Here is an 11769-nt window from a genome sequence, read left to right on the forward strand (position 1 = left end):
TCCCCTCGGGGTCCCACGTCCCCGGGGGGGGGGGCGTCCCGGGGGGGCGGCGCCTGCCGGGGGGGGGGGGCGGGGTGGGGCGCTTGGGGCGGATCGTTCCCGCATGCGCATGCGGGAACGATCCGCCAGTTGGAGCGGATACAGCAGGTGTTCCCGGTGAGCACGGTCCAGGCCGAGCTGTCGGTGTGGTCTCCGGAGGCACTGGACCGGTTGCTGCCGTGGTGCGAGGCGCGCGGTGTGGGTTTCCTCGCCGCGATGCCGTTGGGGAACGGGTTCCTGAGCGGAACGCTGACACCGGGGCAGGGGTTCGAACCGGATGACATCAGGGCCCGGCATCCGCGGTTCACGGCGGAGATGATGGCGGCGAACCAGCCCGTGGTCTCCGGTCTGCGACGGATAGCCGCGCGCCACGGCGCGGGCACCACACCCGCTCAGGTGGCGCTGGCGTGGGTGTTGGCGCAGGGGCGGCACGTGGTGGCGGTGCCGGGGACCAAGCGGGTGGAGTGGGCGGTGGAGAACGCCGGAGCGGCGGGGCTCGCCCTGTCGGCGCGGGATCTGGACGAGATCCGGGAACTGCCGCCTGCCAAGGGGTCGTGGGACTGACCGGCCCCGAGCCGGGCGACAAACAGAGCGACAAACAGAAGAGTGACGAGGGCGCACGGGCGACCGCGGCGGACGAGCGGCTGCGACGGAGCAGTGACGCGCCGGCTCGGGTGGCCCGGGCATTTCATGGGGCGGGATCGGGAACCTCGGGCGGGCGGGCGGTGTAAGAAGGGTAGTGAGGCAGCTCATCAGCCGTCGAAGGGATCGAAACTGTGCAACGTCGGCAACGACCTGGTGTCGCGACCGTGCTGGGAGCCCTGGTGGCGCTCGCGATCACGGGGTGCTCATCGGACGGCGATGGCCAGCTGTTCGAGCCCAAGCGGGAGGACTCCCCCTCCGCCTCTTCCTCGTCCGGTAGCCCGGGCAAAAGCCCCGCGACACCCGCGCCGCCCGCGAAGGGCTCCGTCAAGGTGGTCTCCACTCTCACCGAGAACCTGAAGTCCCCGTGGGGGGCCGCGGTCCTCCCCGGTGGTGACCTTCTGGTCGGCTCCCGGGACGAGGGGACGATCACCCGTGTCGACCTGGAGACGGGGAAGCAGAGCGCAGTCGGCTCGGTGACGGGAGTGGCGGCAGGTGGTGAGGGCGGGCTGTTGGGTCTGGCGGTGTCACCGTCCTTCGCTTCGGACAGATCGGTGTACGCCTACTTCACCACCATGGGGGACAACCGCATCGCCCGCATGCTCCTCGATGAACGCAAGCCCGCGGGGCAGCAGTTGGGCGCACCGGACACCGTGCTGCGGGGCATTCCCAAGGGGGTCGTGCACAACGGCGGACGCATCGCCTTCGGTCCGGACAAGATGCTCTACGCGGGCACGGGCGAGACCGGCGAGACCGGTATGTCGCAGGACAAGGAGTCGCTCGGCGGCAAGATCCTGCGGATGACACCGGACGGTCAACCGGCCCCGGGGAATCCGGAAGAGGGCTCCCTGGTCTACTCCTTGGGGCATCGCAATGTGCAGGGCCTGGCCTGGGACGCGGACAAGCGGCTCTGGGCGGCCGAGTTCGGCCAGAACACCTGGGACGAGTTGAATCTGATCGAGCCAGGAAAGAACTACGGCTGGCCCCGGGCCGAGGGCAAGGCAGGCAAGCCGGGTCTGGTGGATCCGATCGCCCAGTGGCCCACCGACCAAGCCTCCCCGAGCGGTATCGCCTATGCGGAGGGGTCGATCTGGATGGCTGGGCTCAGAGGCGAGCGGCTCTGGCGTATTCCCCTCGCGGGCAAGGAACCTTCGGCCGAGCCCCAGGCGTTCCTGGAAGGGAAGTACGGGCGTTTGCGCACGGTGGTGGCGACCGGCAGCTCACAGCTCCTATTGATCACCAGCGAGACGGACACCCGGGGCACTCCCGAGCCGGGTGACGACAAGGTCCTCCGGCTAGATGTGACATAGGAGGTGGCTCGTCCATGGTGACTGGATTCTCTGGGCTCTCCGCGTGGGATGAGGTCTTCGCTCCGGGCAACAAGCACTTGGCCGAGGAGCGCCACCGGCTGGCACTGACCAGAACGCAGGTCGGTGACAGCGACCCGGCCCGCGGGCCGATCGATCTGGCTTCGGGCAAGGTGACCGTGCGTGGCGCCGCAGGGACGGTTGGCGCTGGAGCGGACGCCATGCCTGAAGAGGCTGCCCCCGTCGACTGCCCGGTCCTGTCCTCCACCTCACCGGTGGCGGCAGTCCTGCCGCCGGCCCCCCGGGTGCACCGCGGCCCGCTGGATCGGGAGGAGCACGACCGCTAGGGAGTGTCTGCCCTGTTGTGGGGCGGGCCTGTCTGGCTCGTAGCCCTGCCAGCAGACTTGGGAGTGCGGTACGGCCGTGGCTCGGGGTCGAGCCGGGGTCCAGCCGGGGCGCTTGGGCTGCTGGGCTGCTGGGCTGCTGGGCTGCTGGGCCAGGTTGCCGGGTTGGCGTGCTGGGCGGGGCTTCGGCAGAAGTGGCGAGTCAACACCGCCCCAGGATCGAGCCGAAGCCAGGAGTCGAGAATTCCAGGAGTCGGCGGTGCCCTGGAGTCAGGCCGAGGAGTGCCCCTCTTCAGGAGTCGGGAAGAGCCGCAGTCGGTGAGCGAGTGCCGCTGCCTCGACCCGACCGGAGACACCGAGCTTCGCCAAAATGTTGGAGACATGGACGCTCGCCGTCTTCGGCGAGATGTACAGCGCCTCCGCTATCTGCCGATTGCTGCGCCCCGCAGCGACCAGCGCAAGGACATCGACTTCTCGGGGCGTGAGCCCCAACTCGGGTCCTGCCGGAGCCATCGGGGGCTCCAGAGCCGGCAGCGCCGCAGCTGAGGAAGGCGCCTCCAGCGAGATCCTCGCCCGTTGTGCCAGGAGCGCGATCTCCTGGCACAACGGCTCCGCACCGAGCGCCCTGGCCGTCTCGGCGGCGTGGTGCAAGAGCTCTGTGGCACAGGCGCGCTCGGCCGGCAGCAGAGCCTCCGCCGAGCGCAGCCTCACCATGGCCAATTCGTATGGGTAGTCCAGCAGTTCAAAGGCCGCCTGTGTCTGCGCCCAGTCCTGTGCGGTGTCGCGCCCCTCGGCACGCAGGAGTTCGACCCGGACCCAGCCGTCGTACGCCAGCCAGATGGGAGCTCCGGTGGTGGCGGTCCTGGCGGCCTTCCTGACCAGCGAAAGGGCAGCGGCACGGCCCGGTTCGGCGACGGGCAGTCCGCGCGTATCGGCCTCCAGAGCGGCCATCGTGCGCAGGAGCGGCCAGGCATAGCGCTGGACGCCCGGGGGGAAGCCACCCTCCGCGACCTGGCGGAAGCGCTCCCTCGCCTCCAGGACCCCTCCCCTGGCCACCTCGATGCCCAACTCGATCGCGTCCAGCCGCAGGGAGCTGTGCAGCAGGGGATCGTGCGTGCCGAAGTGCTCCCGGGCAGTTCGGAGGTACTCCGCCGCCCTGTCCGTCTCGCCCCGGCCGAGCGCAAGTGTGCTGAGCCGGGTCGCGGCGTACCCGCGGGGCTTGGGGCTGAGGGCGATCCGCAGGGCCCGCTGCGCCGCGTCCCGCATCTCGTCCCACCGACCGAGCGAGTAGTAGGACTCGGCGAGGTTCCCGAGGACCCATGACTCGTTGTCGCGCAGCCGGTAGTGACGGCAGAGCTCAAGCCCCTTGAGGAGCACGTCCACCGATTCCTGGGAGCGGCCCACTCCCTCCAGTGCGGACGGCAGATTGATGTGCGAGGCGGCGATCAACGAAGGAAGCCCCCTTTCGACGGATCGTTCCGCGACCCGGTACATCTCGGCGAAGCCTCGCTGGAGGTCGCCCGCGTCGACGAGGAGTCCGCCGAGGGCGAGCCGGGCCAGGAGTTCGTTCTCCTCGCCCCCCACCATCTGGGCGTAGGCGACGGCCCGCTCGGCGTCTGCGAGGTCGTCCGGGCCCGAAGGCCGCAGCCGACTCCAATTGACCGTGGCGGCCAGCACCTCGGCGTGCGCGGCGGACGGGGGCAATCCCCGTACCAGCTCCTTTGCCTCGTGGAGTTCGGCCAGGCCGTCCCCCCTGCCGAGCGCCGAGATCAGTCGGGAGCGCTGAACGGCGAACCAGGAGGCCCGCAAGGGGTCCTCCTCCGCCTGGGCGAGCCGTTGGCCGCGCTTGGCGATCTTCAGTGCCCGTTCCCGCTCACCGCAGAGCCGACCGGCGACCGTGGCCTCCGCCATCAGGTCGAGGAAGGTCAGCGGCGTGCTCGCGAGGTCGCGGATGGTCGGCGCGCACTGTCCCACACAGTCCAGGGGCGAGAGGGTCGCGCGCAGGGATTCGGCGACGCCGTCCCACAACTCCATGGCCCGCTCCAGGAGGCGCAACTGCTCGGCGTAGGCGTGGCGCCGCCATGCCTCGACCGATGCGTCCAGTACGGCGGGGAGAGCCTTGGCCGGATCGTGCGCTTGATACCAGTAGCTGCCGAGCCGCATGGCGCGCTCCTCGTCCCGGACGAGGAGCGGATCGGCCTCCAGCGCTTCGGCGTAGCGGCGGTTGAGGCGGGAGCGCTCGCCGGGCAGGAGGTCGTCGCTGACCGCCTCACGGGCCAGCGAGTGGCGAAAGCGGTAGCCGTCACCGTCGGCGGTGGCCAGCAGGATGTTCGCACCGACGGCGGCCCTCAGCGCCTCGATCAGATCGTCCTCGGGAAGTCGGGCGACGGCGCACAGCAGTCCGTACTCCACGGTCGAGCCGCCTTCGGCGAGGATCCGCACGATGCGCTGTGCGTCCTCGGGAAGCGCCTCCACACGGACGAGCAGGATGTCGCGCAGCGAACTGCTGAGACCGCCGGCGCAGTTGTCGGCGATGCTGCGGGCCAGCTCCTCGACGAAGAAGGCGTTTCCGTCGGAGCGCTCGTAGACCTGCTCGACCAGTTCGAGCTCCGGCTCGGAATCAAGAATTCCGGCGAGTTGGCAGTGGACTTCGTCACGGGTGAACCGGGTCAGCCCGATGCGTTGCACCGCCCGCAGCCGGTCCAGCTCGGCCAGCAGTGGGCGCAGCGGATGACGACGGTGCACATCGTCGGATCGGTAGGTCGCGATGATGACCAGCCGCCCGCGGCGCAGGGTGCGGAAGAGGTAGGCGAGCAGGTTGCGGGTGGAGGTGTCGGCCCAGTGCAGGTCTTCCAGGACGAGGACGACCGTACGGTCGGCGGCCAGCCGCTCCAGGAGCCGTGCGGTCAGCTCGAAGAGGCGGGCGAGGCCCTCGTCGTCCTGTCGGTCCCGGTCACCATCGGGTCGTTCGGCGAGCTCGGGCAGCAGTCGGGCGAGCTCCTGTTCCTGGCCTGCTGCCGCCGCGGCCAGTTCCTGTGGCAGCAGGCGGTTGAGCGAGCGCAGGGCCGTGGAGAAGGGCGCGAACGGCAGTCCGTCCGCGCCGATCTCGACGCACCCGCCGATCGCGACGACGGCGTCCCGACGGCAGGCTTCGGTCGTCAGTTCCTCGATGAGGCGGGTCTTGCCAACCCCCGCCTCACCACCGACGAGCAGGGCTTGCGGCACGCCGGGGCCGGTGCCCCCCACAGCTCCACCGGCGCGCACCAGGGCGTCGGTCAGCTCGGACAGCTCCAGTGCGCGCCCGACGAACACGGGACTGATCGACCTGTTCTCCACGTCACCGAGCATCGCACAGGGCTCTGACATGGCGTTCTGATGCATCGTGTGCATCGTGTGCATCGATTGGATGGTGACGGTCCATGGCAAGGTTCAGGCGACGCGTACGAATCGCTCTTCGGGGCCCGTCACCGGGCCCTTCCCTTCCGTTGTTGCTCGTCTTTCAGTGCGGCGGGCTCGGCGTGCGTCGCGGGCGAGCCGGTGGGCCTCGGCCGCCCTGATCAGGTCGGCCCTGCGGATCTCCTGGAGTCGGTACTCGAACACGGTGTCCTCCGTGGGTCGGATCGGGTGGTGTGTGCCACCAAATCTCTTCTCCCAGGGGGGTGCACCGCATCGGGCCGCTGCCTCATCTTGGGCGCGGAGGGGGCCTTAGAGGGTGCGCTGAGGGGCCTTAGGCCGGGGTGTCCCAAGGGGTGGGGTGCCATTGGGCTGCGGTGCGACGTACGTAGGGCGTGGTGCTGGTCAGCGCGGTGAATCCGAGGCGGAGCAGGATCGGACGGCTCTGCTCGGAGGCATCCACCCGGAGGAAGCGGGTCCCGCGCCGCGCCGCGGCGGCAGCGCGATGGGCCACCAGCGCACGGTAGATGCCTCGGCCTCGCCAGTCGGGCAGGGTACCGCCGCCCCAGAGGCCGGCGAAGCCGGTGCCGGGTGAGACCTCAAGCCGGGCCGCGCTGACCGGCCGGCCGTCCACCACCGCGACGGTCATCAACACCGTGTCCAGGTCCAACTGCCGCAACAACCGGGCATGCAGGGCGCCGGGATCGGTGCCGAACGCCGCCCGGTGCACTTCGGTCAGCAGTGTCACGTCCCGGGCGGTGGTGATGTCGACCAGGGTGACCCCTTCGGGCATCTCGCTCCCGTGGCAGAGGTCGTCGACGCCCGTGACCATGACGGTCTCGGCGGGTTCCGGGACGAATCCGGCGGTACGCAGTCGCTCTCCGAGGTCATCGGGCTCATCGTGCCCGTACAGCGTCCATTCGACGTCATGGCCCAACGCGGTGAAGTGGCGCACCTGCTCGGCGATGGCGGCATCGGCCGTCGCTCGGTCGAGGGAGGACCAGAGGACGCCGTTCCAATCGCTCGCCGCACCGGTCTGCCGTACGACCGCGCCGATGCGTTCGACCACCGCGTCCGGGGCGTCCGGGCGCGCCTCCTCGCGCATCCGCAGGTCGAACAGGGCGAGGAGGTCGTCGTGGTCCATCCGGGCAGTGAAGCAGCCGCCCCGGCGCCGCGCGACTGCATTCGGCGGGTGTCACATGGGACGGCTAGGAGCCGGCCGCCGGCAGGCTGAGGATGAGATCGAAGTACATGGCGATCGAGATCAGCAGGCCGAGTCCACCGAGCACGGCGCCGCCGAGGCCGAAGGCCCGTACCCAGCCCGGCTTGCCCGGGCGGGTGAGCACGGTCAGGCCGACGATCAGGGCGACCAGGGCGAACATGCCGTTCACCAGGGCGGTGGCGTGCCAGGCGTCCCCGTAGAGAGCGGATATCCGTTCGGCGGTGCTACCGCCCTGCGAGGTCTCGATCTGTCCGAGGAGCGTCTGCCGCTCGGCGGCGACCCGGCCGGTCCAACTGCCGGTGAGACCGACGACGCCGAGGCCGGCTGCGACGATGCCCGCCGCGGCGGAGAGCAGCCCGGAGGAACGGGCACTGTTCGCCGCATCGGCTTCGGTGGCTTCGGCATCGTCGGCGTCTTCGATCTCGTCGTCAGCCGCGTCAGCTTCGGTGGTGGGTGTGGCGGCTGTGGACACATCGTCGTCGGAGTGCGCCTCCCGCCCGTCCTGGGCGCCTGCGCCGGTCTCGCGGTTCGACCCGTTGCTCTCCTCGGCGGAAGCTGCTGGAACGGCCTCTTCCACGGTCTGCCCGGTCGCCGTCGTACCGTCCGTCTTCTCGGTGTCCTTGGTGTTCATAGGGCGCACGCTAGGCGCCCTATCTGAGAGTCCCCTTAACGCGGCGGGACCGTCCCCGTCGCGGGAACGATTCGCCGGTTCAGACCGCCGCGTCCGATGCGCCCGCCCCGGCCCGTCGCCATTCGGGCGCCAGCACCGACCACACCTCCATGTCATGGCGGACGCCGCGGTGCGGGTACGACTGACGCAGCACGCCGTCGCGGGTCATGCCGAGGCGTCGTGCCACCTTGATGCTCGCGGTGTTCCCCGCCGAGACCGCCCATTCGATCCGGTGCATCCCGCGCTCCTCGACGGCCCAGTCGACGATGGTGCGCACCGCCTGGGTGACCAGCCCGCGACCCACGGCCGACGGTTCGAGCCAGCAACCGGCCTCACAGGTGCCCGTCGTCGCGTCGAAGGTGCGGAACAGGACTCCGCCGACCAGCGTGCCGTCCAGCCAGATCCCGTAGATCCGGCCGGTGTCGGCGGTCTGCTTGTCGGCATAGGAACGGAGGAAGGCACGGGCCGATTCCGCATCGGTGACGACGTCCGGGAGACCGATGTACGTGCCGATGTACTGTCTGCCGCGGTCCATGTGTGCGAGGAACTCCGACGCCTGCCAGGGTTCCAGGGGGCGCAGGTGCGCGCTCTCGTCTCCCGGGGTCTGAAGGGGCACGGCGAACATGATGGTCTTCCCTCTGCGTGTGGATGCGTACGGCGGCCGGTGGACGGCTACGGGACGAGTTGTTCGTCATCGCTGGGACGCCGCTGGAGCGCGGCCGGGGCGTCGCAGCCCCGCGGTTCGACGGTGATCTTCGGCAGCATGAGGTCCAGCCAGCCCGGCAGCCACCAGTTCGCCCGCCCGAGCATGTGCATGAGGGCCGGCACCAGCAGCGTACGCAGCACGAAGGCGTCGAGGGCCACCGCTGCCGCGAGCGCGATCCCGAACATGGCGATGACCCGATCGCCGCTGAGGACGAAGGCGAGGAAGACCGAGATCATGATCACGGCCGCGGAGTTGATCACACGGCTGGTCTCGGCCAGGCCGACGCGTACCGCCCGACGGTTGTCGCCGGTCTCCAACCACTCCTCGTACATCCGACTGACCAGGAAGACCTGGTAGTCCATGGAGAGACCGAAGAGGACGGAGACCATGATGACCGGGAGGAAGGGTTCGATCGGGCCGCCGGGACCGAGTCCGAGCAGTTCGCTGCCCCAGCCCCATTGGAAGATCGCGACGACGACACCGAAGGAGGAGGCGACGGCGGCCACGTTCATCGCCGCCGCCTTCAGCGGGATGCCGACGGAGCGGAACGCGACCAGCAGCAGCAGACAGCCGAGGCTGATGACCACGCCGACGAACAGCGGCAGCTTGTCGACGATGATGGCCGCGAAGTCGTCGTAGCCCGCGGTCACCCCACCGATGTGCACGGTGAGCGAGGTGCCGTCCACGGCCGCGGGCACCAGATCGTCGCGGAGTCGGTCGACGAGTTCGCTGGTGGCCTTGGACTGCGGTGACGAGGTGGGGACGACGGTGACCACGGCCGTGTCGCCGCCGGTGTTGTACGTGACCGGTCCGACCGAAGCGACGCCCTCCGCTCCGCTGAGCGCCTCGGGCAGCCGTTGCACCGCAAGCCGCTCGGCACTGGTGTCGAGCCGGGAGACCAGGGTGAGGGGACCGTTGACCCCGGGGCCGAAGCCGCCGTCGCCGCCTTGGTCGGGACCGCCGTGCGCGAGCAGGTCATACGCCTTGCGCGTGGTGGACGTGGCCGGATTGTTGCCCTGGTCCGAGGTGCCGAGGTGCAGGGAGAGCGTCGGAAGTGCCAGGACCGCCATGACCGCCACCGCGACCAGGGCCAACAGCTTGGGGTGACGCTCCACGTAGGCGGACCAGCGGGCGGCGAACCCGGTCGGCAGTTCCGGGCGGGGGCCACGCTCGGCCAGCCGGCGGCGCTCCCGTCCACTGAGGGCTCGCATGCCGATGAAGGACAGCAGGGCGGGCAGCAGGGTCACGGACGCAGCCACGGTCAGGACGACCGTCAGGCTCGCGGCGATGGCCACCCCGTTGAGGAAGTCGAGCCGCAGGATGAGCATGCCGAGAAGGGCGATGCAGACGGTGGCACCGGCGAAGACCACGGCGCGACCGGTGGTGGCGACCGCCTCACGGGCGGCGTCGGCGACCGGAAGCCCGGACTGGAGCCCCTTGCGGTGCCGGGTGACGATGAACAGTGCGTAGTCGATGCCGACGCCGAGCCCGATCAGCAGTCCGAGCATGGGTGCGAAATCGGCCACGGTCATCACCTGGCTCAACAGGGCGATACCGGCGTACGCGGTGCCCACGGAGACCAGGGCCGTGGCGATGGGCAGCAGGCTGGCCGCGAGCGAACCGAAGGCGAGGAAGAGCACGAGGGCGGCGACGGCGACCCCGACCGTCTCGGCGAGGTGCCCGGACGGCGCCTCCATCGGCCCGACCGCCGTACCGCCGAGTTCGACCTGGACACCGTCGCTGCGCGCGGCCTGGGCGGTGTCGACCACGCTCTGCACATGGGCGTCCGGAACGTCACCGAGGCCCTGCTCGAAGGTGAGGGATGCGTAGGCGGTCCGTCCGTCCGGGCTGATCTGGGCGGCCCCCGCGGGCTCGTAGGGACCACTGACATCGGCGACGGAATCGAGTGCGGCCACCGAGTCGAGCATCCCGGACATCTTCTGCTGGACGTCCGCGTCCCGGACGCTGCCCTCGTTGGTGTGCCAGACGATGGTGCCGCCGTCGCCGCTCTGGTGGGGGAAGCCCTCGGCGAGGAGTTCGGCTGCCCGACCGGATTCCGTACCCGGGACCTCGTAGTTGTTCGAGTAGGCCGTTCCCGTGGCGCCCGCCGCAGCCGCGACACCCACACAAGCCAACGCCCAGAGCAATACGGTGATGAGTCGGTGCCTGATGCACCACCGGGCGATCGCTGCCAACGGAATGCTCCCTGGGTGGTTCCTGGATCTTTATCGGAAACGACCCGCAAAGAACACATGACCTACGCAGACACTCTGACAGTCAATGGTGATCCTTTGTCCGTTCGGGCACCATTCGTGGGCTTACTCACAGTGGCAGCTGAGCCAAGGTAGTTCAGAAGTGAACAATGGGGTCACCGAGACGTGACTTACGCAGTGTTTACTTTGACCTCAACATGACAGAATTCGCCAACTACTGACTACAAAAGACCCTTTGTGCAACGGAGGTTGTCAGAGGCGGCTGGCACGATGGACGGCATGGAGACCACGGGGACCAATCAGCCGATCCTCCGTCCGAGCGAGGCAGCCGAGTTCGCCATGGCACTGCACGAAGCCCCCGGCGCGTACCTCGGATACGGCCCCGTACCGGTGCTCGCCCACGCACCGCACACCACCCTGCGGATGCGCCGCGAATCGTTTCGCGAGGTGTACGGGGCGATCGTCGCCCGGATCGGAGAACCGACGCTCTACGGCGGTTCCGCTTCCGGCCCCCACATCCGCTGGCGCGACCCCGACCGCATCGTCCTGCTCGCCGGTCGCCCCCATGGTGCGGAGCTCTCGGTGCACCGCACCGACGCCCTGGAGGCCGAGGAGATGCGGATCTTCCAATGGGGCGGCGCCTGGTCAGCCGAGGAGCAGCACGACTTCGACCTGCTGCCCTACATCTGGCAGCTGGACCGCAACGGCCCGGGGGAACCACCGGCCGAGCGCACCACTGGTCGTATGGCATCGAGCCTCAAGCACTTCGAGAGCGCGCTGACGCTGCTGCTCACCGCCTGGGTGGAGCAGTTGGCGGTACAGGTCGGCGGGGACTGGGCAGGTTTCAGTCTGACCAGCGGCGCCGACCGGGGACGACAGATACACCTCTCCTACGCCCTGGCCGAAGGGCTCCAGGTGTCGGTGGACGACCGGGACGGCCCGGACGACGAGGAGCGTGCGCGCGTGATGCAGAACCGCGGCTGGCACTCGCGCGACCGGGGTTGGTGGCAGGCCGAGTTCCCGGATCCGGAGCGGGCCGAGGCGGCGGAGGTCGCCCGACTCGCGATAGCGGAACTGCACGCGCGGGGCACCCGGGAGCCCAAGGAGCTGAGGGCCCGGGACGTCAGCTGCAAGGACCGTGGCGAGCTGCTCCTGCCCGGGCTCGGCGTACGGCACTGAAGGAGCTCGCGGAACAGGCCGTCCGTGGGGCAGACCGGGAGGTGCGCGCCCGGT

The 11769-nt window shown here is 69.8% G+C and carries 10 protein-coding genes; 4 read left to right on the plus strand and 6 right to left on the minus strand.

The annotated features are described in order from the left end of the window. The 3 genes from ACFXJL_RS00995 to ACFXJL_RS01005 all read left to right on the plus strand — a co-directional run. Positions 1-603 (plus strand): aldo/keto reductase (locus ACFXJL_RS00995; RefSeq protein WP_384688165.1); only part of this gene is annotated, 603 nt, incomplete at its 5' end. A 212-nt stretch (positions 604-815) separates the two neighbouring features. Then, the gene (locus ACFXJL_RS01000; RefSeq protein WP_384688168.1) at positions 816-1991 is read left to right on the plus strand and encodes a PQQ-dependent sugar dehydrogenase; all 1176 of its coding nucleotides are present in this window, start codon (positions 816-818) and stop codon (positions 1989-1991) included. Between the two features lie 14 nt (positions 1992-2005). Then, a complete protein-coding gene (locus tag ACFXJL_RS01005; RefSeq protein WP_358880448.1) occupies positions 2006-2335 on the plus strand; it encodes a DUF6191 domain-containing protein in 330 nt (109 codons plus the stop codon). A gap of 267 nt (positions 2336-2602) precedes the next feature. Here the strand turns inward: ACFXJL_RS01005 and ACFXJL_RS01010 are convergent, their stop codons facing one another. The 6 genes from ACFXJL_RS01010 to ACFXJL_RS01035 all read right to left on the minus strand — a co-directional run bounded on the left by ACFXJL_RS01010 (position 2603) and on the right by ACFXJL_RS01035 (position 10518). Next, the gene (locus tag ACFXJL_RS01010) at positions 2603-5731 is read right to left on the minus strand and encodes an AAA family ATPase (protein WP_384688172.1); all 3129 of its coding nucleotides are present in this window, start codon (positions 5729-5731) and stop codon (positions 2603-2605) included. Positions 5732-5761: 30 nt separating this feature from the next. Beyond that, positions 5762-5932, minus strand: coding sequence for a hypothetical protein (locus ACFXJL_RS01015; RefSeq protein ID WP_384688175.1), 171 nt, complete (start codon positions 5930-5932; stop codon positions 5762-5764). A 127-nt stretch (positions 5933-6059) separates the two neighbouring features. Continuing rightward, positions 6060-6869 (minus strand): GNAT family N-acetyltransferase, encoded by an 810-nt coding sequence (locus ACFXJL_RS01020; RefSeq protein ID WP_384688178.1) that lies wholly within the window; start codon positions 6867-6869, stop codon positions 6060-6062. A 64-nt stretch (positions 6870-6933) separates the two neighbouring features. Next, the gene (locus tag ACFXJL_RS01025; RefSeq protein ID WP_358880451.1) at positions 6934-7578 is read right to left on the minus strand and encodes a hypothetical protein; all 645 of its coding nucleotides are present in this window, start codon (positions 7576-7578) and stop codon (positions 6934-6936) included. 79 nt (positions 7579-7657) lie between these two features. Then, positions 7658-8242 carry a GNAT family N-acetyltransferase gene (locus ACFXJL_RS01030; RefSeq protein WP_384688181.1) on the minus strand — a complete coding sequence of 195 codons (585 nt, stop codon included), beginning with the start codon at positions 8240-8242 and terminating at the stop codon, positions 7658-7660. 47 nt (positions 8243-8289) lie between these two features. Continuing rightward, positions 8290-10518: an MMPL family transporter gene (locus ACFXJL_RS01035; protein WP_384688184.1), complete on the minus strand. Its 2229-nt coding sequence runs from the start codon at positions 10516-10518 to the stop codon at positions 8290-8292. A gap of 297 nt (positions 10519-10815) precedes the next feature. Between ACFXJL_RS01035 and ACFXJL_RS01040 the strand changes: the two genes are divergently transcribed. Continuing rightward, entirely contained in the window at positions 10816-11715 is a 900-nt protein-coding gene (locus tag ACFXJL_RS01040) for a hypothetical protein (protein WP_358880454.1), read from the plus strand. Positions 11716-11769: the final 54 nt, after the last annotated feature.

The organism is Streptomyces sp. NPDC059256, assembly GCF_042753785.1.
Taxonomy (GTDB): Bacteria; Actinomycetota; Actinomycetes; order Streptomycetales; family Streptomycetaceae; genus Streptomyces.

What these genes read in the sequence shown, in the direction of transcription:
- ACFXJL_RS01005 (WP_358880448.1), top strand. Translation starts at nt 2,006, where the DNA reads ATGGTGACTGGATTCTCTGGGCTCTCCGCGTGGGATGAGGTCTTCGCT.
- ACFXJL_RS01010 (WP_384688172.1), bottom strand. Translation starts at nt 5,731, where the DNA reads ATGCACACGATGCACACGATGCATCAGAACGCCATGTCAGAGCCCTGT.
- ACFXJL_RS01020 (WP_384688178.1), bottom strand. Translation starts at nt 6,869, where the DNA reads ATGGACCACGACGACCTCCTCGCCCTGTTCGACCTGCGGATGCGCGAG.
- ACFXJL_RS01025 (WP_358880451.1), bottom strand. Translation starts at nt 7,578, where the DNA reads ATGAACACCAAGGACACCGAGAAGACGGACGGTACGACGGCGACCGGG.
- ACFXJL_RS01030 (WP_384688181.1), bottom strand. Translation starts at nt 8,242, where the DNA reads ATGTTCGCCGTGCCCCTTCAGACCCCGGGAGACGAGAGCGCGCACCTG.
- ACFXJL_RS01040 (WP_358880454.1), top strand. Translation starts at nt 10,816, where the DNA reads ATGGAGACCACGGGGACCAATCAGCCGATCCTCCGTCCGAGCGAGGCA.